24 protein-coding genes and 3 tRNA genes are annotated in these 25,382 nt (G+C 37.6%); 8 read left to right on the forward strand and 19 right to left on the reverse strand.

The window, feature by feature from the left end; genetic code table 11:
- Positions 1-42: 42 nt before the first annotated feature.
- The 4 genes from aqpZ to yaaA all read right to left on the reverse strand — a co-directional run bounded on the left by aqpZ (position 43) and on the right by yaaA (position 4,086).
- Positions 43-729: an aquaporin Z gene (gene aqpZ, locus AC27GZ_RS00400; RefSeq protein ID WP_487092895.1), complete on the reverse strand. Its 687-nt coding sequence runs from the start codon at positions 727-729 to the stop codon at positions 43-45.
- 111 nt (positions 730-840) lie between these two features.
- Positions 841-2,667 (reverse strand): TIGR03545 family protein, encoded by a 1,827-nt coding sequence (locus tag AC27GZ_RS00405; protein WP_487092896.1) that lies wholly within the window; start codon positions 2,665-2,667, stop codon positions 841-843.
- On the reverse strand, positions 2,664-3,197 hold the full coding sequence (locus tag AC27GZ_RS00410; RefSeq protein ID WP_487092897.1) for a DUF2062 domain-containing protein: 534 nt from the start codon (positions 3,195-3,197) through the stop codon (positions 2,664-2,666). Before AC27GZ_RS00410 ends, AC27GZ_RS00405 begins: the two co-directional genes overlap by 4 nt.
- Before the next feature lie 115 nt (positions 3,198-3,312).
- A complete protein-coding gene (gene yaaA, locus AC27GZ_RS00415; RefSeq protein ID WP_487092898.1) occupies positions 3,313-4,086 on the reverse strand; it encodes a peroxide stress protein YaaA in 774 nt (257 codons plus the stop codon).
- Between the two features lie 241 nt (positions 4,087-4,327).
- On the opposite strand from yaaA, the gene tal reads away from it, so the two are divergent.
- From tal to AC27GZ_RS00430, 3 genes are all read left to right on the forward strand, one after another.
- On the forward strand, positions 4,328-5,290 hold the full coding sequence (gene tal, locus AC27GZ_RS00420) for a transaldolase (protein ID WP_487092899.1): 963 nt from the start codon (positions 4,328-4,330) through the stop codon (positions 5,288-5,290).
- Positions 5,291-5,450: 160 nt separating this feature from the next.
- Positions 5,451-5,624 carry a DUF3545 family protein gene (locus AC27GZ_RS00425; protein ID WP_487092900.1) on the forward strand — a complete coding sequence of 58 codons (174 nt, stop codon included), beginning with the start codon at positions 5,451-5,453 and terminating at the stop codon, positions 5,622-5,624.
- Positions 5,625-5,779: 155 nt separating this feature from the next.
- Complete coding sequence (locus tag AC27GZ_RS00430) at positions 5,780-6,580, forward strand: alpha/beta fold hydrolase (RefSeq protein WP_487092901.1); 801 nt, start codon at positions 5,780-5,782, stop codon at positions 6,578-6,580.
- Positions 6,581-6,629: 49 nt separating this feature from the next.
- On the opposite strand, the gene AC27GZ_RS00435 is transcribed toward AC27GZ_RS00430, so the two are convergent.
- The 3 genes from AC27GZ_RS00435 to AC27GZ_RS00445 all read right to left on the reverse strand — a co-directional run bounded on the left by AC27GZ_RS00435 (position 6,630) and on the right by AC27GZ_RS00445 (position 9,779).
- On the reverse strand, positions 6,630-7,748 hold the full coding sequence (locus AC27GZ_RS00435; RefSeq protein WP_487092902.1) for a beta-ketoacyl-ACP synthase III: 1,119 nt from the start codon (positions 7,746-7,748) through the stop codon (positions 6,630-6,632).
- 124 nt (positions 7,749-7,872) lie between these two features.
- Positions 7,873-8,895, reverse strand: a complete 1,023-nt coding sequence (locus tag AC27GZ_RS00440; RefSeq protein WP_487092903.1) for an ABC transporter permease — start codon at positions 8,893-8,895, stop codon at positions 7,873-7,875.
- Complete coding sequence (locus tag AC27GZ_RS00445; RefSeq protein WP_487092904.1) at positions 8,892-9,779, reverse strand: ABC transporter ATP-binding protein; 888 nt, start codon at positions 9,777-9,779, stop codon at positions 8,892-8,894. The genes AC27GZ_RS00440 and AC27GZ_RS00445 overlap by 4 nt, the downstream gene beginning before the upstream one ends.
- Before the next feature lie 167 nt (positions 9,780-9,946).
- Here AC27GZ_RS00445 and AC27GZ_RS00450 point away from each other — a divergent pair, with 167 nt between their 5' ends.
- Together AC27GZ_RS00450 and AC27GZ_RS00455 are read left to right on the forward strand one after the other, a co-directional pair.
- Entirely contained in the window at positions 9,947-10,156 is a 210-nt protein-coding gene (locus AC27GZ_RS00450) for a hypothetical protein (RefSeq protein WP_487092905.1), read from the forward strand.
- Positions 10,147-10,392 (forward strand): hypothetical protein, encoded by a 246-nt coding sequence (locus tag AC27GZ_RS00455; protein ID WP_487092906.1) that lies wholly within the window; start codon positions 10,147-10,149, stop codon positions 10,390-10,392. Before AC27GZ_RS00450 ends, AC27GZ_RS00455 begins: the two co-directional genes overlap by 10 nt.
- Here the strand turns inward: AC27GZ_RS00455 and AC27GZ_RS00460 are convergent.
- A complete protein-coding gene (locus AC27GZ_RS00460; RefSeq protein ID WP_487092907.1) occupies positions 10,363-12,552 on the reverse strand; it encodes a tRNA(Met) cytidine acetyltransferase TmcA domain-containing protein in 2,190 nt (729 codons plus the stop codon). The genes AC27GZ_RS00455 and AC27GZ_RS00460 overlap by 30 nt on opposite strands.
- Positions 12,553-12,708: 156 nt before the next feature.
- Here AC27GZ_RS00460 and AC27GZ_RS00465 point away from each other — a divergent pair, with 156 nt between their 5' ends.
- From AC27GZ_RS00465 to pdxH, 3 genes are all read left to right on the forward strand, one after another.
- The gene (locus AC27GZ_RS00465) at positions 12,709-12,912 is read left to right on the forward strand and encodes a PA3496 family putative envelope integrity protein (protein WP_487092908.1); all 204 of its coding nucleotides are present in this window, start codon (positions 12,709-12,711) and stop codon (positions 12,910-12,912) included.
- Between the two features lie 86 nt (positions 12,913-12,998).
- Positions 12,999-14,336 (forward strand): amidohydrolase, encoded by a 1,338-nt coding sequence (locus AC27GZ_RS00470; RefSeq protein WP_487092909.1) that lies wholly within the window; start codon positions 12,999-13,001, stop codon positions 14,334-14,336.
- A 70-nt stretch (positions 14,337-14,406) separates the two neighbouring features.
- Positions 14,407-15,060, forward strand: a complete 654-nt coding sequence (gene pdxH, locus AC27GZ_RS00475) for a pyridoxamine 5'-phosphate oxidase (RefSeq protein ID WP_487092910.1) — start codon at positions 14,407-14,409, stop codon at positions 15,058-15,060.
- Between the two features lie 58 nt (positions 15,061-15,118).
- Here the strand turns inward: pdxH and AC27GZ_RS00480 are convergent, their stop codons facing one another.
- From AC27GZ_RS00480 to AC27GZ_RS00530, 11 genes are all read right to left on the reverse strand, one after another.
- Positions 15,119-15,946, reverse strand: coding sequence for a M48 family metallopeptidase (locus tag AC27GZ_RS00480; RefSeq protein ID WP_487092911.1), 828 nt, complete (start codon positions 15,944-15,946; stop codon positions 15,119-15,121).
- 176 nt (positions 15,947-16,122) lie between these two features.
- Entirely contained in the window at positions 16,123-16,767 is a 645-nt protein-coding gene (locus AC27GZ_RS00485) for a PEP-CTERM sorting domain-containing protein (RefSeq protein WP_487092912.1), read from the reverse strand.
- Between the two features lie 250 nt (positions 16,768-17,017).
- Positions 17,018-18,148 (reverse strand): sodium ion-translocating decarboxylase subunit beta, encoded by a 1,131-nt coding sequence (locus tag AC27GZ_RS00490; RefSeq protein WP_487092913.1) that lies wholly within the window; start codon positions 18,146-18,148, stop codon positions 17,018-17,020.
- 8 nt (positions 18,149-18,156) lie between these two features.
- Positions 18,157-19,935: a sodium-extruding oxaloacetate decarboxylase subunit alpha gene (gene oadA / locus AC27GZ_RS00495; protein ID WP_487092914.1), complete on the reverse strand. Its 1,779-nt coding sequence runs from the start codon at positions 19,933-19,935 to the stop codon at positions 18,157-18,159.
- 29 nt (positions 19,936-19,964) lie between these two features.
- A complete protein-coding gene (locus AC27GZ_RS00500) occupies positions 19,965-20,231 on the reverse strand; it encodes an OadG family protein (RefSeq protein ID WP_487092915.1) in 267 nt (88 codons plus the stop codon).
- Positions 20,232-21,026: 795 nt separating this feature from the next.
- Positions 21,027-21,103, reverse strand: a tRNA-Arg gene (locus AC27GZ_RS00505).
- Positions 21,104-21,180: 77 nt separating this feature from the next.
- Positions 21,181-21,257 (reverse strand) — tRNA-Arg (locus AC27GZ_RS00510).
- Positions 21,258-21,318: 61 nt separating this feature from the next.
- Positions 21,319-21,410: transfer RNA gene (locus AC27GZ_RS00515), tRNA-Ser, on the reverse strand.
- Between the two features lie 191 nt (positions 21,411-21,601).
- The gene (gene csrA, locus AC27GZ_RS00520) at positions 21,602-21,796 is read right to left on the reverse strand and encodes a carbon storage regulator CsrA (protein WP_487092916.1); all 195 of its coding nucleotides are present in this window, start codon (positions 21,794-21,796) and stop codon (positions 21,602-21,604) included.
- Between the two features lie 388 nt (positions 21,797-22,184).
- Entirely contained in the window at positions 22,185-24,815 is a 2,631-nt protein-coding gene (gene alaS, locus AC27GZ_RS00525) for an alanine--tRNA ligase (protein WP_487092917.1), read from the reverse strand.
- 32 nt (positions 24,816-24,847) lie between these two features.
- Positions 24,848-25,348 (reverse strand): regulatory protein RecX, encoded by a 501-nt coding sequence (locus AC27GZ_RS00530; protein WP_487092918.1) that lies wholly within the window; start codon positions 25,346-25,348, stop codon positions 24,848-24,850.
- Positions 25,349-25,382 lie beyond the last annotated feature (34 nt).

Consider the following 25,382-nt stretch of genomic DNA (forward strand, 5'->3'; position numbering starts at 1 on the left):
AGTCACCACTAAAAAATACTACCGTTTTAAAACAGGTTTCAGTTACTTTTCTGTGGCAACAAAACGATAAATTTTTGCACCAAGAAAACCACCAATAAGAGGTGCAACCCAAAACAACCAAAGCTGAGTTGTCGCCCAATCTCCAACAAATAACGCCACGCCAGTGCTACGTGCAGGGTTAACAGAAGTATTCGTCACTGGAATACTAATCAAATGAATTAGTGTCAAACATAAGCCAATAGCAATAGGGGCTAAACCTTTTGGTGCTCGCTCATCTGTCGCGCCCATAATGACAAAAATAAACATCATAGTCAGAACCACTTCCGCCACTAAGGCAGCCGTCATTGAATAGCCACCAGGGGAGTGTTCACCAAAACCATTAGAAGCAAAACCAGACGATAAATCAAAGCCAGACTGACCACTCGCAATAAGATATAAAACACCCGCTGCAACTATCGCTCCCACCACTTGAGCAATAATATAAGGCATCAATTCATTTGCAGGAAAACGTCCCCCAGCCCACAAACCAACAGAAACTGCGGGGTTTAAATGGCAACCAGAAATATGCCCTATAGCATAAGCCATCGTAAGCACGGTCAAGCCAAATGCTAATGATACTCCTAATAAACCAATACCAACCTCTGGAAAACCTGCAGCTAAAACCGCACTACCACAACCACCTAATACTAACCAAAAAGTGCCAATACACTCAGCCATATACTTTTTCATTTTTCCTTCCTTAGTTCATTTTGCGTTAATTGGGGTAAACGTTCTAAAGTGCGATTTAAACTAGATTATTTTTATTGTGCCGCTTTTAACGTTTTGTAATATAACTATTTATTAACCAAATAAGTCACCTAACTTACCTTTTAACTTATCAGTAGCCTTGTCCTTTAACTTTTTCTTCTGCTGCTTAACAACATCTGAATTTTTTAAGGCATCTAGAGCACTGTCAGTGTCATTTAATAAAGCCTCAAAATTAATCAGCTCTTCTTTTCCTTGGCTTTTCATTTTTAAACTTTCTGAAAGTTTTTCATTTAAGCCAGCATTTACTTTGCCTTTGAACTCACCTAGTTTATCAGCAATTTGTTGTTCAAAAGCGCCTGCTAATGCATTATCTAAAGAAGATGACATGGAAATATCAGGATCACTTATCTCGCCGTTTATATTGATATCTGCAGTTAAATTATTCATTGACTTAAAAGTATCAAGTAACATGTTGGCGAAGGTACTTTTAGCTTGCCCTTGATACGTTGCATTTTTCAACGATAAGTGGTTTACACTCTCAATATGATTAGATTGCGCATTTTGGCTAAGGTTAAAACTCCCTTGACCCGATAAGTCCCCCTGGCTTAGTGTTAACGCTAATGACTCACTTTCGTTAAGTGTGAAGTTTTCTAATGCTAACTGTGTAAAATTCCAGTCGCCTTCCCCCGTCATGTCACCTGATTTAGTCATTTCAAACTGACTATTAATTTCCATTTTACCTGTTGAAAGTAAGTTGCTTGACGTAAATACCAATAAACTAGGTTTAGCTCTATACCAATGTTGATGGGTTAATTCGCTGCCATTGATAACAAAATCACCTTGCGCTAGCACAATGGAAAGTTTGGCTTTTTTAATGAGAAATTCCGGCAAAGGGTTTTCTTCATCAAAATGTATAAAACGACCTGTTGAGCGACTTTGCTCTACGTGCACCGCCTCATCATCAGAGCTAGATAACATTGGCGCGATACGTTGATACATACCTTCAGCTTTTTGGTAATAGCCACGTGCTTTATCGCCAAAAAGAATATGAGCAAAATCTTCTGTATTGACGCTATCAAGCTGATATTTACTTTCAATATTTTTCCAATCAGCGTTAGGGGCGTTTTTCAATGTTGCCACTTGCTTAGTTAGGCGCTCTTTTGAAGCAGCTAATTGAACCTTAGCTTTTTTCACCGTTGCTTTATCAGCATTAAATGATTTTTTCAAAGCATCAAACTCAGCTTTTACTTTGTTAAAATCAGCTAAGCTTTTCACTTTCATTTTACCAATAGCTTTTATTTTCTCTTGATAAGCTTGAAGTTTCGCTTTGCTTGGCAGGTTACTTTTTAATTGTGCTAGTTTCTCACTTTCTTCTTGATAACTTTGCTGTAACGCTTTTGCCGCTTTAACCGTTAATAAATCATCGGTGGCTAATAAGGTCTTTACGTCAGGTAACTGTAAATCAACAGCAGGTAATAATGATGTTTCCGTGTCATCAGTTTGTTTATTTTCTTCATTGTCTTGACGGTAAACTTCACCTGCATTTTCACGTTTAGTCATAAATTCAAGCGAACTGACTTCAAGTTGCTCAATAATGGTTTTTCCTAACAAATATTGCCATAAATCAACGCCAGCACTCGCTTGTTTAAAGCTAAATAAGTTATGGCTTGGTTGCTCGACATCCGTCGCTTGAAAACCATTTATCGTTACCATCAGTGGTGAATAAGCTAAATCAACAGAGTCAACATTAACTTCAGCACCCAGTAACATCCCTCCCCCTTGTTCTATACCTTTTTTAACCAGTGTTTCAGCGAAAAGGTATAGCAAAGTGATGATGATTGCCATGACGACAACAAAACCAATTAATCCCTTGAAGCGAATAAACTTTTTAACTCCTTTATTATTTACTGTTGAGCTCATAGCGCACCTCCAAATGAGCTATCTTGCCCTGAAAATTGTAAATATAGTCGATAAAACTTAGATGCTTTTAGCGCTTTAACAATGCGGAATTTTTCGAAAAAAGTCATGATATGAGTTCGGTATTTTTCAATAATAAATGTCGAAAAGAAATATAAAGGCACAGCTAAAATCACACCTAATACTAATGCCCCGAGCGTGTAAGTATTATGCCAATGAGCGAGCTTGAAAAAGGTTGATTGGTAAAGTGTAGTGAATAACCCCGACAAACCATTGGCTGTTAGTAAAGACTCACCTACAGAAACAATAACAGGAGAAAGCAAGTAACTTACTCCAGAGAAGAAGCCCATTGATAAAATAAAGCTACCTAAATGAACTCTTATCAACATCACAAGAAAGAGAATAATAACATTGTGTAAAGTTAATAAGGGCGACAAGCCCACGATAAAGCCCAATGAAATCGCCAAGGCAATTTGTCTGATTGAGCTTTCAGAATTGAGTGCTGAAAATAGTTTTGCTAATAGCGTTAACATTGAAGTTCCTTTTATTCATTGGTGATAAAGCATTAGTTATCACACACTGGTTATCACTTAACTAAAAAATAGCGTAACCCGTCATTACTGCATAGTGCTTAACGGGCTAGTGTTACTAGACTTCCTTACGGGTAAAAACCAGATCATTACCTTGGGTTAAATCAGCATTAAAACCATAACCAGCCAAATCAAACTCTTTTAATTGCTCAACATCAGTTAATTGATTTTGAATGATATACCTTGCCATTAAGCCACGTGCTTTTTTGGCAAAAAAGCTGATCATTTTATATTGACCATTCTTCCAATCTTTAAATTGCGGTGTGATCACTTCAGCATTTAATGACTTTTTCTTCACTGCTTTAAAATACTCATTAGAAGCAAGGTTAATCAACACTTCATCATCCTGCTCACTTAAGGCTTGGTTCAATTCCTTAGTGATGATATCCCCCCAAAATTGATACAAATTACTTCCTCTAACATTATCAAGTTTGGTGCCCATCTCTAAACGATATGCTTGCATCAAGTCTAACGGTTTTAATAAGCCGTATAAGCCAGATAAAATACGAAAATGCTTTTGTGCAAAGGTGAAATCTTCTTGTGAGAAAGTATTCGCGTCTAGACCTGCATATACATCTCCGTTAAACGCTAATATGGCTTGGCGAGCATTATCTGGTGTAAAGGGTAAAGACCACTCCCCAAAACGTGCAGCATTTAAACCGGCTAATTTGTCGCTTAATTTCATTAGAGAAGCTATTTGATCAGGTGTTAGCTTTGCACAACGCTCGATTAAGATTTCACTTTCAGATAATAACGTTGGCTGACTGTATTCTTCAGTTGCCAAAGGGGTGTCAAAATCAAGTTTTTTAGCTGGGGAAACAACAAGTAACATAGTATTTTTCGATATTTAAAAAAGAGATTAAAGATAATGTATTTATACCACCAGTATAACACAGGGTAAATGTAAAATTGTTTTTAACTGAATGAGGGGTTTGGAACTATTTACTTATAAATAATTCTGCGAATTAATAAGAAATAAAGGACAAATAACGTACATTGATTACTATATGTAGTAGTATGCAACCAATAAAATTCAACTATTTAAAATTTCTAGTATTATTTAAGGTATTGTCATGACAAACACCCCTTCTCAACTTGAGCAATTGAAGCAAATGACTACTGTAGTTGCCGATACAGGTGATATTGAAGCCATTGCAAAATTTCAACCGCAAGATGCTACAACCAACCCGTCATTGCTATTAAAAGCAGCTGCTTTACCTGCATACCAAACATTACTTAATGATGCGGTTGCATGGGCAAAGCAGCAATCAAACGATGCTAAGCAACAAGTTATTGATGCAGCAGATAAACTATCAGTATTAATTGGTTTAGAGATATTAAAAATTGTCCCTGGACGTATTTCAACAGAAGTTGATGCTCGATTATCATTTGACACGCAAGCTTCAATCACTAAAGCGCACAAGCTCATGGCAATGTATAACGAAGCTGGTGTGACAAATGATCGTATTTTAATCAAGCTTGCATCAACATGGGAAGGTATTAAAGCAGCCGAACAACTTGAAAAAGAAGGTGTAAACTGTAACTTAACACTACTTTTCAGTTTTGCCCAAGCAAGGGCTTGTGCTGAAGCAGGTACTTACCTTATTTCACCTTTTGTTGGTCGAATTCTTGATTGGTTCAAAAAAGATACTGGTCGTTCTGAGTACGCAAGTGATGAAGATCCAGGCGTTGTTTCTGTAACCAGCATTTATAATTACTACAAAGCGCAAGGTTACAATACGGTGGTTATGGGTGCTAGTTTTAGAAATAAAGGTGAAATTCTCGCTTTAGCCGGTTGTGATAGATTAACCATTAGCCCTCAGTTAATGGACGAGCTAGCGCAAAGCACAGAAACAATTGAGCAAAAATTATCCCCAGGTAATGTTCAAGCAAACAATGATGCGCCATTAACTGAAGCAGAGTTTCGCTGGCAAATGAATGATGATGCGATGGCAACAGAAAAACTTAGTGAAGGTATTCGCAATTTTGCTATCGACCAAGTGAAACTTGAAAAGCAATTAGCAGAGCTTTTATAACAATTAGTTCCCAAAGGTTGCGCCATTAATTGGTAGTAAACAATCACACTTCAAAACGTACAATTTTTAACTAAATTGTGCGTTTTTTATTTGCATCGTTTAAAAAATGTGATATTAAAAAGGGGCAGTTGATTTGTGTTTACCATTTAAGGGGTGTTTTATGGATAATTTAAACCAAGTATTAGAATCAATTAGTCAGCCAGCAAAAGGAAAAACATCGTCCAATAAAAAAAGAAAATGGCGTGAAATAGAGCAACTTAGAGATAAGTTTCAACTAGAAAAAGAACTGAAAGCATATGACGACTCACTAGAGCACATGTTAGAAGAATTTTAGTTAACACCAAGTACTTATACTCTACCACTTAAAACCCAGCTTGCTGGGTTTTTTAATGCCTAAGTCACAGTGTTATGCTTCAAGCAGCTATACATTGACAACATTAAAACACCCGTTTAAATTAGCTGTATTATTCTTTTACACATGACTTAAGCATGCCTGACACTATCATAAACTTTGTACATGCCAACGGCTTTCCTGTTTCCAGTTATCAAACTCTCTTTAACTACTTACCAGTACAATACAAAGTTATTGGTCATGAAAAGTACGGTCATAATCAAAAATACCCTGTTAAAGATAACTTCCAACCTCTGGTTGATGAGTTAATTGACTATGTAAAGCAGCAATTAAGTAAGCATAACCAAAAACAAGTTATTAATGTTGGGCATTCCTTTGGTGGCGTAATCTCATTTATCGCAGCATGTCAGCAACCGCAACTATTTAAAGGAGTGGTAATGCTTGATCCACCCGTTATCACAGGCACTACAGCCATTGCGATGAAATATATTAAGAAAACTAAACTGATTGATAAATTTAGCCCCGCTGGTAAAGCAAAGAATAGGCGAACACATTGGCCTTTAGGCACAGATATAGCCAAGTTATATGCAAGGCGAAATCTATTTAAAAACTTTGATAAACGTTGTCTCAATGATTACGTACAACACGGTATTGTCGAGCGAAACAACCAACTTGAACTCGCTTTTGATGCACAAGTTGAAGCGGATATCTTTCGCAATCTCCCTGAAAACTTATCTAGTTACAAAAATAAGCTCACCGTACCAACCACTTTGCTATATGCGGACAAAACAGATGTTTGCCCGCATATTTTCTTTAAGAAGTTCGCTAAATTAAATGAAAAAGTAACTTTAACAACAACACATGGTGGACACATGTTCCCTTTGGAGCGACCTGAAGACACTGCAAAGCTGATCACTAACATAATTAGTCAGTGGTAAGTTGCTTAATAATTAAGTTAAGTTAACCTGAGCCCAGCTTAGTGTAATGTTACTTATACTCTAAGATTAAACAACAAGCAGAATACCCTGCGCCGAATGAGCACAGTACAGCTTTATCACCTGGATTTAAGCCGTCATGATGTTTGTGTAGCGCAATGATACAACCTGCAGAGCTGGTATTGGCATATTCGTCTAGAATAATTGGCGCTTCACCAGCTTTAGGATCACGTTCTAACACTTTCTTGGCGATAAAATTATTCATATTGATATTAGCTTGATGTAAATAAAGACGCTTAATATCACTCGGAGCAACTTGAGCTTGCTTCATTTGTGAAGCAATTAAACTAGACACCATAGGAAGCACTTCTTTAAATACTTTACGACCTTGCTGTATAAAGTATTTATCATCTGCAAATTGAGATTCAGGACTACATGGATTCATATAGCCGATATTACTGCGAATATTATTTGAAAACTGCGTTATTGGCTGCTCACCAATGATTTTAAAAATATGCTCACTTGTCGCTGTTGACTCATGCTCAATAATTGAGGCCGTAGCCACATCACCAAAGATAAAATGGCTGTCTCTATCACGATAATTAACTTGCGGTGAAAGAATTTCAGGATTAATCACTAATACGGTTTTCGCAGTGCCACTTCGAATAGCATTAGCCGCATTAATAATACCAAAAGTTGCTGCCGAGCAGGCAACTAACATATCAAATGCCCAACCACCACAACCAAGAGCATGTTGTATTTCAATCGCCATGGCAGGATATGAGCGCTGTGTATACGCACAAGCAACAATCACTAAATCAATATCTTCTGGTGTTTTATTGGCTGCAGCCATAGCCTGCTTAGCAGCTGCCACACCAATTTCAGCCTGAAGAGAAAGTAATTCATTGGCTCTCTCTGTGAAAGTGGGGCGCATGATATCAACATTTAAAATATCATCTTTCGCCATGACATAACGACTTTTAATACCCGATGCTTTTTCTATAAAAGCACTGCTAGAATAAGATAACGCTGTTACATCACCTTGTTCAATGCCTGAGGCATTTTCAGCATTAAACTTATCAACATAGGCATTAAAACACGCAACCAACTCATCATTTGAAATGCTTTCAGCCGGGGTAAATAAACCGGTACCACTAATCACTACAGACATGTAATTTCTCAACTAAATCGCTTTTCCAACCCTTTATAACAAGACATCAAAATAGCTATATGAGGGTTGAGAACATTTTAAAAGGTATGACCACTAGTGTATTAGATTAACGCAGTTTTGTCGATTAACGTTCAGTGTTCCAACTAAAAAGGTATGCCCCAAGTGCTAAGAAAACAATACTCATCATCAGCAAAATATTAACATGATAGCTAATATCCCCCAATGACGCGCCTTCAGTTATCACTTTTCTTGCACCCGCAACCAAATGCGTTAGCGGTAGAAAATCAGCGAAAAACTTTAATGCTGGCGGCGCACCTTCTAAGCTAAACCATACACCTGAAAGCATCATCATAGGCCATGAGGTTAAGTTTAATAAACCGCCTATAAGCTCTTCACTTTTACTTCGACACGCCACTAACAAACCTAAACTGATTAAGCAAAATGCCCCTAACATACCAATAATAATAAGATCGAAATAACTGCCTAACATATAAAAATCAAACAGAAAATTACAACCGCTATAAACAACAACAGACATAAACATCACAATAAATAAGCGTGATAATAACTGTGCAGACACAAACTCAAATGCTGATAAAGGTGTTGCTTTTAAACGCTTAAGTACCGCATTTTTACGATAGCGAACAATAACGTAGCCAACACCAAATAGGCAGCTGAACATCATATTCATCCCTAAAATTCCGGGTAACACCCAGTCAACATAACGAATTTTTTTTCCCGATGTTACCAAACGAGTATAATTATTTAGCTGATCATCAAATATTTTTTCTACTAAATAACTTTTTGATGATTCTTCATTCACCCAATATTGTTTAGATTGACTGCTTATCACTATATCTAGCGTATGCCTTGATAGTTTTTCTTTGGCAACATCAACACTTTCATAGTCCACAAAATCAATAAAACGCGTTTCCCTTAATCCTGTTTTAGCTATTTCACCCTCTGCCAGAGATTCTTGGCTAACAATACCCACTTTATAGGCTGAGCGCCCATCGCCTGAAAATATGAATGAAAAACCAACCAGTAATAAAATAGGAAAAGCTAGGTTCCAACCTAAAGAGGATTTATCCCGAAAAAACTCAATATTACGGGCTTTAAATACAGCAAAAAATCGTTTTATGTTCATTTGTCTGCCCTCAATGAATGCCCTGTTAAATGTAAAAACAAATCATCTAAATTTGCAGACTTTACATGCAAGCCATCAAGAGAGACATTTTTCTCCATAAGTAAGGCTAAGGTTTGTTCAACATTGTTAGTGGTTATTTCAATGCGTTCCCCCTGTGTTTGCCAAGCATATTCATTGGCTAGCGCTTCGGGTATTTGCTGTTTTGGTAAATAAATAAACACTTCAGTAAAGTGCTTACTTAACAGTTCATGCGGTGTGCCTGATTCGATAATTTTGCCTTGATCCATAATCACAATATCATCACAAAGTTGCTCAGCTTCATCCATATAATGCGTAGTTAGAATAATCGTTTTATCCCGGGCTTTTATATTTTTTATGAGTTGCCAAAAGTTTCTTCTCGCATGAGGATCTAGCCCCGTTGTCGGCTCATCTAAAAAAATAATGTCAGGATCATTGATCAAGGCTAACGCTAATAATAAACGTTGCCTTTGCCCACCTGATAGCAGGCGATTATCTCGATCAAGAAAATCGGCCAGATCACAAAGCTCAATCAAACTTTCTTGCTCAAGGGTATGTTGATAAAACGATGAGAATAACGTTAAAGTTTCTTTTACCGTTAAAAAGTCTTGTAGTGCAGTATGTTGAAATTGAATACCTATTTGCTGTGAAATACTGGCATCAACCGCTTTACCTTGATATAAAACTTGGCCAGCACTGGCGGCAATTATACCTTCCATTATTTCAATAGTGGTGGTCTTCCCTGCTCCATTTGGACCTAATAAACCAAAGCAATGTCCCTTTTTAACGCTAAAGCTTATATCATCAACCGCCTTAACATCTTTATATTGCTTGACTAAATTCTCGACACAAATAGCAATATTCACGCATTAAACTCTCTTACAAATAGTCCATAAAGAATATTGTACTTAAATAATTATTAATGGCACTTTATTTTCTCTACTTATTACTCATACAAATGATAACAATTCTTATTTGCATTTAATTGGTAATTGTTTTATCTTTGTTAAAACCTTAAAAAAGGAGAATAATAATGGCTACTCATACTTTAAATTTGGCTGAAGAAAGTAAAGTGCAAGTAGAGTTATCTGCTGACTTACTGATGCAACTTTTTAACTCAGGATTATTACATTGCAGTGATTGCAAGTGCTTAAATACTGATGCCAAAAAGGTTTTATGGCAGGCGGCACTAGCAAGCAGTGCTAATTCTGCATTAACACATGAGGATAAATTATGTGCTTAAAAGCATCTCAAGAGTTTTCACAGTTGGAGACTTGGTTATCAATATTAATCTCAACCTATAAAGAACACCCAAGCCTTAGCTTAGCAAAAACAATTAATTACTATCTTAACCGACTATTACATCATGACGATATCGCACACTGTGGTAGCAAGCGATGTGATTATTTAATTATGCAAAAATTCTGGTCATGGCAAAGTTATCATTCATCAGTAAATGGATTTAACACTTGCAATTAACTGCTGCTCTAACGCTTTTTTTCCAGTGAGGTGATGCAGCTGACAAAGCTCTGCAACAGATTTTTTTTGTAGAATACGTTGAATCAATAAAGCGAAGCTACTTCCCTCAAACTTTATTTGCTTTGTCTCCCCTTGATTCACTAGTTGAGTTTTCAACCAAACATATAAACTAAACGAACAATATGCGTATTGCCGGTAACCTTTGGTATAGGCAATAACATTTTGTTTATCCTGTTCAGATAGACTGAGTAACATCTCATTAGGGCAATGACTTAAAATTAATGCCACTAAGTCAGCCGCTAACTCTTGATAATCATCCGTTAATAAAAAATCAAAACTTCGATAAAACTCATTATTTACTCTAGTTTCTAATGTTGGCGATTTATCGCTTATGGCTTTTAAAACTAAAACTGAGTGTTCGCCGCTGGCTTTATCTTTAGTAAAACCTAATCGCGCAATGTGGTAGTTATCTTGTAGCCAAAAAGCCAATAAATTTTTAGTGGCGCCAAAACTTGAAGCTAAAAAGTCAACTTGTTGTGATTGAGCAAATTCAGAGATTTTCCTGAGAAAGTATTTCCCTATCCCTTGCTGCTGTAATTGCACATGTACTGCAATGCGTATTACACGTAAATAGTGAAATTCAAAAGCGTTTTCTACACCACATTGGGTTAGTAAAGATTGAGGAGCAAAGTGATTAGTTAACCTTTTTTGACCACGTTTAACAGCTGTTATATCTTCTGCTTTGACGTTGTTTTTAAAGTAAGTTCCCTCGTTTATTAGCATGGCCACTGCCACAACACATCGTTTATTATTCTGATTCGTAAATAAGGCAACCAATTGTACATGCGGGTTATCAAGCAACATTTTCACATCGCTAGGTTTTGTTTGATAGTGAGCAGTTACCAACACTGAAACCACTTGTGACAGAAGCGCTTCATCTTCACATAGAGTTTTTGGGCTAAGGTGCGCAAAGGTTAAATTATCCTGTATCAGATCTTGCTTAATTAAATTCTCTTCATCAGTACTCAAGACTTCAAGCTCGGCATTAAGCAAACAGGTATCAAATATCAATTGTTCCAGCGGATCATCAATGCTATAGCGAATAGGTTGATGAATATGCATGCTTCGCCATTGAGGGCATAAACGTTCAAGGCTTTTTAAAAACTTCAAAGTAAAGCCTCTGCCTGCCCCTTCATAACCATGTACTGTACTGGCAAAAACAACGCGGTGGTAACTAAGTACTAGTTGCTCAAGAAGATAAACAGGAATCGAGGCTGCTTCATCAACCAATAACAAGCTTGCTTTAAGGTTATGCTTAATTAATTGATCAACAGCAACAAACTCAACGCGGCCATGGAGATAGTCAAAGCCACTTTCATAACTTTGCCCTGATGGTAAGCTCACAGCAAGCTGATCAAAAAACACCTGTAAAGCGTCAACACTAGCAGCGGTCACAATAATATGTAGTGGGTTATCTTTTTGGGCATTTTTTAAGAGTTGTGCACTTGCTAGCGCTAAGGCAGATGACTTACCTCGCCCTCGATCAGCGGTTAAAACTAATGGTCTTTTTCGTTTACCATTAAGAACTTTTAAAATAGCGTCAACCGCCTTAACCTGCTCATGTGTCACACAGGCATAATCTAGCAGCTTTTCTGAAGTTTTCGTTTTTGAAACAGGCGTTTGTATACTTGACTTATCTAGGAGTGGAAGCTCAGGTAAAACCATCACTTGCTGCTTTACTATCACATGCGATGACTTAGCATTTATCAAGTTTAAAAAGCGTTTTAAAAAAAGGCTTTCTGTAAACGCTTCATCGTCTCTAAAAATTAAAAACAGCACACCACCGGCAACAATTGTGCCTGAGAGTGCCGCTAAGGCATCAATAGGGAACTTATCATGACTAAACACAACATAATCACTCTCTCGCCCAAGTTGATCGCCAAAGCGCTGTAAGGAAATGTTTGGCGCAATCAGATGGCTATCAGCATATATTAAACTGCGCTTTTCTGTGGTTTGCGAAATTTCTACAATTTTAGCAGCAGACAACAATGAGTGAGCCCATATTTCATCACCAACAAGCACAACTACTCGACGTTCATTTAACGCCAAGGCTTGCTGCTGAAAATCTTGCAACCAGGTAATGAAGACTTCATCTTTCATAATAATGTCTGCTAATACTTTAATGCTATATAAGACAACAGTTTAACAAGCAATCTTAAGAGAAAGTAGAAAAATCTATTGAAAATATTTTATTACTTGCCTATGTTGATTAGTATCTACACTGACAACATTTCATATTTTTAGTGAGTAAAGCTGATGGTAAGTGATGACGATTTTTTAGATGATATTGATGCTAGCGATGATGACAGCGAACAAATAGCGGATATTGAAACCAATGAGTTTGCTGAGAAAGAGGCAAAAGAGCAGGCACAAAAAAATTTGTTAGCGAGAAAACGCATTGATGAACTGATGGAGAAAAAAAGGCTTAAAGAGTTACTTGATGATGAGGACGATTGGTAACGCTCAACATACCAAAAACTAACATTCGTGTTTTTTGAACAAATGCAGTATGGTCTAACTACGTTCAATAACAATAAAGCCTTATTATGATCAAAACTAGCAAAGCAAAATTAAGTAAAAACCTCCTTCTACTCCCTTTATTATTGGCTTGTACTTGTCAACAGATACAAGCCAACACCCTTACTCATGGCGATGAAGTAAACAGCTTAGCAACGAAAGTGGAAGCCGATGTTATTAAATGGCGCCGTCATTTCCATCAGTATCCTGAGCTCTCAAATAGAGAGTTTGAAACGGCTAAAACAATTACAAAATTTCTAAAATCTCTAGGGCTTGAAGTGCAAACAGGTGTAGCAAAAACAGGCGTTGTGGCTGTATTAGACTCAGGAAAACCAGGGCCAGTTGTAGCATTACGGGCAGATATAGACGGTTTGCCTGTAACAGAGAATGTTAACTTACCCTTTGCCTCAAAAGTTAAATCTACCTTTAACGGACAAGAAGTCGGTGTTATGCACGCGTGCGGACATGATACGCATATTGCTATGTTAATGGGGGCAGCAAAAATATTGACCTCAATGAAAGATAAATTACACGGTAAAGTTAAATTTATCTTTCAACCCGCCGAGGAAGGAGCACCCGCAGGTGAAGTAGGCGGCGCAGAAATCATGGTCAAAGAAGGCGTATTATCTTCTCCTGATGTAGACGTGATTTTTGGTTTGCACATTAGCTCAAATAAAGATGTTGGTACTGTGCATTATCGCGCTGGTGGTATTATGGCAGCAGTTGATCCCTTTAAGATTGTTGTTCATGGCAAACAATCTCACGGTGCTTACCCGTGGAATAGTGTCGATCCTATTGTAACCTCAGCCCAAATAATCATGGGATTACAAACAATCGTTAGTCGTGAAGTAGAACTAATAGATAGCGCTGCCGTTGTTTCTGTAGGCAAGATACAAGGTGGTAATCGCTCAAATATTATTCCTAATGAAGTAGAGCTTATTGGTACTATCCGCACCTTGAATCCAGACATTAGAAAACATATACATAAATCTGTGCATAACAAGGCCTCTAGCATCGCAAAAAGTATGAATGCTCAAGCGACAGTAACCTTGCCACTGGATTACAGCTATCCAATCACTTATAACGATGAAAAGTTAATGGCTGATATGCTGCCAGTATTACAAGCCACGGCTGGAGTAGAAAACACCAAAGTAACCAACCCAGTAACGGGTGCTGAAGATTTCTCTTTCTTCCAAGAAAAAGTGCCTGGCTTATACTTATTTGTTGGTGGAAAATCAAAGAGTACACCAGCAGAAAAAGCTCCTGATCACCATACCCCTGAATTTGAAATAGATGAAAGCGGTATGAAGCTAGGCGTTAAATTACTCACTAATTTAACGCTAGATTATATGGGTAATCATCATTAAACTAGAGGCATAAAAATGGCTAGATAGTATTATCTAGCCATAAAAGTCAATTCTAGAGCTCTCATTCACCATGACATTATTTGAAAAGCTACGTTGTTTATTTACCTTTGGACAAGGTGTTGCATTACCCTTACCTGAAATTCCTACTGATTCCACCCCATTTCCATTATTTAATCAATGGTTTGAAGATGCTAATAAAGCCGGCATTCTATTGCCAGAAGCGATGTCAGTAAGCAGCTGTAGTCCTGACGGACAACCAAGCAGTAGAATGGTGTTGTTAAAAGCCTTTGATGACGAGGGTTTTGTTTTTTTTACTAATTATAACAGTCGAAAAAGCCATGAATTAGCAGATAACAGTAAAGTAGCCCTATTATTTCATTGGAATGTTTTACAGCGACAAATACGTATTGAAGGGTGTGTTGAAAAAGTGACAGCACAAGAATCAGCTGATTACTTTCATAGCCGTGATAGAGGCAGCCAAGTGGGTGCTTGGGCGTCAAAACAAAGCCAAAAGTTATCTCATCAAAATGAACTTAAAGATCGAATGCAGCACTTTAGTGAAAAGTATGCTGAAGGTGAAGTACCCCACCCCGAATTTTGGGGTGGCTGGAGGGTTAAACCAAGCTATATTGAGTTCTGGCAAGGCCGTGCAAATCGCTTACATGATAGAGTATGCTTTGAGAAAAAAGACAATAGCTGGCAAAACTTCAAGTTACACCCTTAAAAACGTACAAATAACAAACTCAGGGGGTATCTCGCATTGTGCTATGTTAGCCTCTCAATCAGCTCTCCTTACCGCTAGTCACCATTTCAGGCTTAGGGCATTGAGGTAAATTACCCTGCTCTTTTTTCGTAATATAAAGCTTCTCAGAAACACGTAAATGTTCACTGAGCTGTTTAATGCGCGTTTCGTTTGCAGGGTGAGTAGACATAAACTCAGGCGGTGAGCTTTTACTTAACTTAGCCATATTTTGCCATAAGTGAATGCTTGCTTTGGGGTCAAAGCCAGCACGTGCCATAAGCTCTTGGCCAACAATATCAGCTTCACTTTCATGGGCTCTACTATAGGGCATCACCAAGCCATATTGAACACCAATACCTAATCCTGCAACCCATAATCCTTTGTTGTCTACATCACTCGCCCCTAAGGCTATAGCTGCCACCATCATACCAACGTTTGATAATTTATTAGCTGACAAACGCTCATTTGAATGATGTTCAAGCACATGCCCTACTTCATGGCCAATGATGGCCGCAAGTTGATCTTGATTTTCAGTAACATGCAAAATACCTGTATAAACACCAATTTTACCACCAGGTAAAGCAAAGGCATTTACTTGCTCAGAGTCGAAAACCACAACTTCCCACTCTCCTTGATGAGCTGAGGCAGGTACATAAGCGGTTACAGAACTGGCAACACATTGAACAAAGTGATTGATATCTATATCACTACTAATAGGTGTTTCTTTTTTCATTTGCTCAAAAGAAACAGTGCCCATATGATTGAGCTCGGATTCAGAGTACAGCGATACTTGTTTGCGACCTGTTGATGAGGTAGAGCAAGCATTTAAAAATAATAAACAAAAGCAGAAGGTTAACAGAGGTTTCATACACATAAGAAGAAGCTAAATACGAATAAGGCATTGTACTTTATTTGTCACGTTAAAATACAGTGAGAAATTGTTCAAAGTAAGTTTATGCTGAGAATTGAACAATAAAAAACCGAGCATAGCTCGGTTTTTTATTTAGTAAGGAACTTACCTTACTATAATCAAATATTGCTTTATTAAACTTTACGTTTACGACTTGCTGCTAAACCTAATAAACCAAGGCCTAATACTGCGATCGTTGAAGGCTCAGGTACCTGAGTAAGGGTTAAATTTCTAAAACGAACATCTGATCCACCACAACCATTTGCTGCATCACAATCATTGATAAAGGTGATTGTAGAAAATGAATTAACACTGGTTAATTCATCTAGGTTGATTTCAAAATGCTGCCATTGGTTACTGTTAGCAGTATATTGAACAGCATCACTTCCCCAACTCTGAGAGCCAAATAAGTTGAAAGCATCATCAGAAGAAACACCATTAACTGATAAGCCAGCAATTTCAGGCATAAATTCACTAGCACGGAAATCAAAAGAAAGAATAATATTACTATCTAGCTCAGCTAAGCTTAAACTTGTTTCACCAATTGCATCTGCTAAGTCAATTGAAAACCAAGCATTTTCATTTAGTTTAAGAACAGAGCCGTTCCACATCCAAGTATTCATTGTTGACTGATTTTGACCTGCAACTTCAGTAATATTGCCGTTCAGTCTAAGATCATGTAAATCAATATCCCATGACTCAATTACACCAGCGTTTGCTGCCGACATCCCCAAAACTAACGAAAGAGAAATCCCTTTTACAACTTTGATTAAATTCATTTTTAAACCCTTATAAAAACTTTGCTCTGATTAAGCAATACAACTATATGTTACAACAATAAAAGCAAAATACAGGCCAAAACAAAAAACTTCTTACTTTTCTTGTGATTAGAAGGTTAAACAGTTATAAAATTGAACAAGTGTAAAACAATCCGACAAAAGACTTTGAAATGATTACATTTTATTAACATCAAAAAAAACGCTAAGACAAGCTTAGCGTTTTCATTATCCGTTTATCAGGTAAAAGTTATTAACCAACTAAAGCTAATAAAATACCTGCTGCTACTGCTGAGCCTAATACACCCGCAACATTCGGTCCCATAGCATGCATCAACAAGAAGTTATGTGGGTTAGCTTCTAAACCTACTTTATTAGCAACCCTAGCAGCCATAGGTACAGCAGAAACCCCTGCTGCTCCAATTAGTGGGTTGATTGGAGTTTTAGAAACCTTATTCATAATTTTGGCCATAAGAACACCAGAGGCGGTACCAATTGAGAAAGCCACAGCACCTAGCCCTAATATGCCTAACGTTTCTACATTAAGGAAAGCTTCTGCACTTAACTTTGAGCCAACACCTAAACCTAAGAAGATGGTAACGATATTTATTAACTCATTTTGAGCCGTTGAACTCAAACGGTCTACCACTCCACACTCACGCATCAAGTTACCTAAACAGAACATACCAACTAATGGTGTTGCTGCCGGTAAGAAGAAAATTGTCATTAACAATACACCAAGTGGAAATATAACTTTCTCAATTTTAGTCACTGGGCGTAATTGTGCCATTTCAATTTTACGCTCTTCTTCAGTCGTGAACGCTTTCATAATCGGTGGCTGAATAATAGGTACTAACGCCATATAAGAGTAGGCAGCAACCGCTATTGCCCCTAGTAGTTCAGGCGCTAATTTAGACGCCAAAAATATAGCAGTAGGACCATCGGCACCACCAATAATAGCAATCGCAGAGGCATCCTTTAACGTAAACTCAATCCCCGGTACGGCATTAAGTACAATAGCGCCAAATAAAGTAGCAAAAATACCAAACTGAGCGGCAGCACCTAGCAGTAATGTTTTAGGATTAGCAATTAAGGCACCAAAGTCTGTCATGGCTCCTACGCCCATAAAGATTAATAGTGGGAAGATACCCGTATCAATCCCAGCATAATAAATATAGTGAAGTAAGCCACCCACTTCTGAAAATCCAGCCACAGGGATATTCGTTAAAATTGAACCAAAACCCATAGGTAAAAGTAAAAGCGGTTCAAAATTACGAGCAATAGCAAGATACAATAAGCCACAGCCAACCAGCATCATGATTACTTGGCCTAACTCAAAATTTGCTAAACCTGTAGATAACCACAGTCTATGTAACGATTCCATGCTATCCCCTATGAAAAGCTTAGTAAGGCTTCACCAACTGCAACGGCATCACCTTCTTTAATATGTAAGCTAGTAATAACACCTGCATTGGCTGCGCGTACTTCAGTTTCCATTTTCATCGCTTCCATAATAATCACGACATCACCCGCTTCAACACTATCACCTTCAGACACTAAAACTTTGAAGATATTACCCGCTAGAGGCGCATTTAATGTTTCTTCTGCAGAAATAGAAGCTGACTGCTTTATGGCGTCATCACCAGCTGGATGAGTGATTGATTCAATTGAGCCACCTGGGGCAACAACTACATCATATACTTTACCATCAACACTTACTGCGTAACTTTCAGGATCAGTTGCAGACACGGCTTGCGCTGCACTTTCTACTTTCGGTGTTGCTTTTGTTGGTACAGGCTCAAACGCATCAGGATTATTTCGATTTTCTAAGAACTTCAACCCTATTTGTGGGAATAAAGCATAAGTCAAAACGTCATCAATAGTATCATCAGCCAGTGCAATACCTTTCTCAGAAGCTACACCTTGCAGCTCATCTGAAAGTTTATCCATTTCAGGATCAAGCAAGTCTGCCGGACGACAAGTAATAGCTTCTTGACCATCTAATACACGGTTTTGTAGCTCTGAGTTTACTTCAGCAGCTGTTGAGCCATATTCACCTTTTAATACACCAGCAGTTTCTTTAGTAATTGACTTATAACGCTCACCAGTTAGTACATTAAGCACTGCCTGAGTACCAACAATTTGAGAGGTTGGTGTTACTAGTGGAATATAACCTAGATCTTTACGTACTTTTGGAATTTCCGTTAATACTTCATCAAACTTATCTGAAGCACCTTGTTCTTTTAACTGGTTCTCCATGTTGGTTAACATGCCACCAGGTACTTGCGCCGTAAGAATACGCGCATCAACACCTTTTAAGCTTCCTTCAAATTGCTCATATTTTTCTCTAACTCCTCTAAAATAAGCTGCAACTTCAGCCATTTTCTCAATATTAAGGCCAGAGTCACGCTCCGTTCCCTCAACAATTGAAGCAATCGTTTCCGTTGGAGAATGACCATAAGTCATACTCAACGATGAAATAGAAGTATCAATTACGTCAACACCACTATCGATACCCTTCATTTGTGTTGCCACACTTAAACCTGTCGTTGCATGACAATGTAAAGCGATAGGCAAAGAAACGGTTTCTTTTAATTTAGAGATTAATTCAGCAGCATCATAAGGTTTTAATAACCCTGACATATCTTTGATACATAATGAGTGAGCACCCATATCTTCAAGCTGCTTAGCCATAGTTAACCAACCTTCAAGCGTATGCACTGGACTTTCGGTATAACTTAAAGTTCCTTGAGCGTGTGCACCTACTTTTACTGCAGCTTTAATAGAAGTTTGTAAGTTACGCACGTCGTTCATTGCATCAAAAATACGGAACACATCCACACCATTAACATGAGCGCGCTCAACAAATTTTTCTACTACGTCATCAGCATAATGGCGGTAACCTAAAATGTTTTGACCACGAAATAACATCTGTTGCTTAGTATTTGGCATAGCTTTTTTCAAAGCTCTAATGCGCTCCCACGGATCTTCACCAAGGTAACGAATACAAGAATCAAAGGTTGCTCCACCCCATGACTCAATTGACCAATAACCTACTTCATCTAATGTTTTTGCGATAGGTAACATATCTTCTAAACGAAGACGTGTTGCTAAAATTGACTGATGCCCATCCCTTAAGACAACTTCGGTAATACCTAATGGCTTGCTCATGACTATGCCCTTATTTTATATTTTAAATTCTATTGAGAGTTTTTTTGGCGATAGCGAGTTACCGCTCCGCTGATTGCAGCAACAACAGCAGGTGAAACTTCACCACTGGCTACTTTCTTTATTTGTTTCGCTGAGCGATTACGACTTGGCGCTACAGGATCGGGAAACGTAATGGCCAGCTTTGCTAATACAGTATTAATAAAAAGTATTAATATACTTAAAAAAGCAAATACAAAAACCATACCGGCAAGCATAAGTGTACCAGCCTCTATAAATTGCTGTTGCATTTCGTTCATTATTTGTTCTCATTTTTAAATTTCAGAAATTAGAATAATCACTCCAATAATTAAAAACAAACATTTTTTCGCAGTTTCATAAAAATAATTTCACGTCAAGAGGTAAAAGAAGAAATATTCAGCCTTTTTTGCTTGTTATTCATTTCAAATTGCATAAAAGACATATTGTATACAATCCTAATTCAATAATTATCAGGGATAGAGATAAGTTATAGCAAACAATATACAATATATGATTTGGTTTTTTATTCATTTAAGGTGAATAATAGTGATAACCATGGAACTACTTACCCGGCTGATAAGTGTTACACCGCTGACTTTAGATGCTTGTTCATATTATTTATAGAGCATGTTTATAATATCATCAAGCGCTCTAAGGCTTAGTTTAGTGAGTTCTTGTCGAAGCCGTAAATCGCCCCACTTATGCTCATAAATTCGATTAACTACTTGACGATAAAAACTAACCAATACCTAGAAAGTTTGATGTGATTTCAATAATCACACTCTATAAATAATTCAAACAAGACTGGCTAACTTTGAAGGGTTTCCAACAAAAAACCAATAACAAGATTAGAATAAAGCCGACCTAGAATGAGAGTTTATGGAAATAAAGGTTTAACTAAGATTCGAGACTGAGTTCGTTAAATAATCAGTATAGTTTTTCAGCTTATACAGATAAGCGAGTTGAGCTATATCATTCATCGATAGATTTGCACCGACAGAATAGCTAATAGATAGAACACAAATTTAGGGCATAAAAAAACCTAGCATAGCTAGGTTTTTTTATAATCAAAGTGGCGGACGCGGCAGGAGTCGAACCTGCGACCGCCTGGTTCGTAGCCAGGTACTCTATCCAGCTGAGCTACGCGTCCGCGGTCTAAAAATTTCTTTATACAGCTTTAATAGTAGCTGTTATTACTAACTTAACCACTTTATTAAATTAATAAAGTGGCGGACGCGGCAGGAGTCGAACCTGCGACCGCCTGGTTCGTAGCCAGGTACTCTATCCAGCTGAGCTACGCGTCCGCAATAAACTATTTTTTCAATCTTAGTTAAAAGATTTGCCATTGATTACCTAGGTAAATAATGGCGGAGAGGGAGGGATTCGAACCCTCGATCCGGGATAAACCAGATACTCCCTTAGCAGGGGAGCGCCTTCGGCCACTCGGCCACCTCTCCAGTGGGTGCGAATATTAATGGATCTTAAAAATAAGTCAAACATTTTTGCTAATTTATTTAGCTTTTTATACTGTTTGTTGACAATTCAAACAAAAACATCAATTTTCAAGCATTTCCTTTTCTTAGGGGAATAAAAAAGCACCATATCTAATGGTGCTTTTTAATGAACATATAAATTAATTTATTGATAATTATACGTTGCCTGATGCCTCACTATCGTCCTTCTCAGCTTGAATACGCATATAAATTTCTTCACGATGCACTGAGATTTCTTTGGGCGCATTAACACCTATTCGTACCTGATTTCCTTTAACGCCTAGGACAGTTACGGTAACTTCGTCACCTATCATTAATGTCTCACCTACACGCCGTGTTAATATTAACATATACATCTTCCTTTTTTCTAAAGTTAAGAATCACTAAATAAATATATATAAGCTAGTAATATATGAAATTAGTATGTTTTTCCTTCATACCTCTTAAGTAATAGTAAATATTCAGGAAAAAGCCATTTTTTTGATGAACTTAAGCTCCTGTGCTTAGAGCTCACCAAATGTAGTAAGTATTCTAACAAGCTTATCTTAACCTTGAATAGAGTTAGGAAGTGTTTTTTTATGTTATTTTAAGTTTTAATATGTACGGTTAACACACTGTTAACATTAGTTTTTAAAACGTTCTGATTTAAGTACAAACATAGAGAGTATTTATTCATTTGATAAAAAAATAGCCAATGAATTACTTCTATTGGCTATTTTTAAAAATGATTATTTAGATTTAAGCTAATTTTTCAGTTAACCAAGGTTTAACGGAAGCTAAAGCGTCAGTAATATTTTCAGGTTGACTACCACCCGCTTGTGCCATATCAGGTCGGCCACCACCTTTACCACCTACTTGTTGAGCTACCATATTAACAAGTTCTCCAGCTTTTACCTTTCCAACTAAATCTTTTGTCACACCGGCAATTAAACCAACTTTTGAACCATTAGCTGTTGCAAGCATGATAATTCCTGATTGCATTTTATTTTTCAGCTCATCAACCATTCCACGTAATGCTTTACTTTCTACGCCATCTAAGTCAGCAATTAGTACCTTAATACCATTTATTTCAATAGCGCTATTGATTAAGTCTGAGCCAGCTTGTGCCGCTAATTCCTGCTTAAGAGAAGCTACTTCTTTTTCAAGTGTTTTTGAGCGAGATAATAATTGCTCTACTTTTGCATCCACACTAGCTACATCAGACTTAACTAAGCTTGCTACTTTATTTAAAGTTTCACTCTGATCATTGATATAAGCCAAGGCTGTTGTCGCCGTAACAGCTTCAACACGTCTAACACCAGCAGCAATACCTGATTCAGAAACTATTTTTAATAAACCGATGTCACCTGTGCGTTCAACATGAACACCACCACATAACTCAATAGAAAAATCACCTAAAGTAACCACTCGAACTTCATCGTCATATTTCTCACCAAACAGCGCCATTGCGCCTTTGGCTTTCGCTTCTTCAATATACATTGATTCAGTTTCTTTAACGTGATTTCGGCGAATCTCATCATTAACCAATTGCTCTACCTGATAAAGCTCTTCTGCTGTCACGGCTTCAAAATGAGAGAAATCAAAACGAAGCTTTTCTTCATCACATAACGAGCCTTTTTGAGCAACATGATCACCTAATACTGTACGTAAAGCTGCATGAATTAAATGCGTTGCCGTATGGTTTTTTACAATGGCTGCCCTGCGGTCTACATCAATTTCAGCTTTAACACGTCGGTTAAGGCCCATATCTGTTTTAGCAACCCCTTTGTGCGCAAAAGCGTTACCTAATTTAATTGTATCTTCAACTTCAAATACACCGCCATCAAGGTGTAATAAACCGCTATCACCTACCTGACCACCAGATTCAGCATAAAACGGTGTACGATCTAAAATAACTAAACCATGTTCACCAGCTTTTAATTGCGCAACCGCTTCTTGATCTTCATTATTGAAAAGTTCAACAATGGTCGAAGAATAAGCATTATTATCATAACCTTTAAAATCAGTTTTATGATCAGATTTCAACTGTTGGTTGTAATCAGTGCCGAAGTTACTCGCTTGCTGTGCGCGTTCTCGCTGTTGAGCCATTGCAGCATCAAAGCCACTATGATCAATATTTAATTGACGCTCACGCGCTATATCTGCAGTTAAGTCCGCTGGAAAGCCATAAGTGTCATACAATTTGAAGACATCATCACCGTTAATCGTGTCGCCCTCTAAATTATCGAGTATTTCTTCAAGTAACAACATACCGCGATCCAATGTGCGGCCAAATTGCTCTTCCTCAATACGTAACAGCTTTTCAATCGTTGCTTGATGCTGAAGTAACTCAGGATACGCTTCACCCATTTGTTCAACTAACGAGTTCACAAGCTTATAGAAAAAGTGCTCTTTCGCTTCTAATTTATGGCCATGACGAATTGCGCGACGGATAATACGACGTAATACATAACCTCGACCTTCGTTTGAAGGTACAACGCCATCAACAATTAAAAAGCTACATGAACGAATATGATCACTGATAACACGCAATGATTTATTATCGAGATCAGTACAAGACAATAATTTGGCCGTATCTTTAATCAACGCTTGGAAAAGATCTATTTCATAATTGCTATGCACATCTTGCATAATAGCGGAAATACGCTCTAACCCCATGCCAGTATCAATAGACGGGTTTGGTAGTGGCTCCATATCACCATTAGCTTGGCGATTAAACTGCATGAAAACGATATTCCAGATCTCAATAAAACGATCACCATCTTCTTCTGGAGAGCCTGGAGGACCACCCCAAATATGTTCGCCATGGTCATAAAATATCTCTGAACATGGACCACAAGGGCCAGTATCACCCATAGACCAAAAGTTATCAGACTCATATTTTTTATCTGGAGACTTATCGCCAATACGAATAATTTTCTCTACTGGCACCCCTATCTCATCTTTCCAGTACGTAAATGCTTCTTCATCACTTTCATAGACAGTCACCAAGAGTTTTTCTTTAGGTAAGCCTAAAACTTGTGTGAGAAATTCCCATGCATAACTGATGGCATTTTCTTTGAAGTAGTCACCAAAACTAAAGTTACCCATCATCTCAAAGAAAGTGTGATGACGAGCAGTGTAACCAACATTCTCTAAATCGTTATGTTTACCACCCGCGCGAACACAACGTTGTGCTGAGGTTGCACGAGTATAGCTTCGCTTTTCTGCACCCAAAAAAACGTCTTTAAAAGGAACCATGCCTGCATTGGTAAACAATAACGTTGCGTCATTTCCAGGTACAAGCGAACTACTTTTAACGATTTGGTGTTGTTTCGTGGCAAAATAATCTAAGAATGCCTGACGTACTTCAGCGGTGCTTTTAATCATGGGAACCTTAATTAATCTATCTATTTATTCAGTTAGTACTTACTAATGTTTATGCTATCTATCGCAAAAATTTCATCGCTAGAAAAGCCGCGATACTGTAAAAAACGAATTCTTTTCGCTTTCTCTTTTTGTGCGCTTTGAGGGTCTTTTGCCTCAAATTCATTAAAGCGCTTATTATACGCAAGCTCGGCTTGAAGATACCAATCAATTTCGCAATTTTTCTGCAATTGTTGAATAATTGTTGTACTAACCCCTTTTTGGGTTAACTCATTGGCAATATAACGCCAACCATAACCTCGATTTACGCGATATCGACAGGTACTTTCTGCAAAACGTAAGTCAGATAAGTAATCTTTTTCAAGCAAGAACTCAATTGCCATATCAATTTCATCTTGTTCAAACTCTCGCGTCGATAATTTTTGCCTTAATTCATTCTCTGAATGTTCTCGACGAGCAAGTAAGCCAACGCCACATTGTAATGCGGTTTGCTTTTGATATTTTTGCTTTGTTGATTTTTGCTTTTCTTCTGTCATCACTTTGACTGGCTATTTGAACTATTAAACCGTG

Source organism: Colwellia sp. SU-HH00943, from assembly GCF_057546125.1.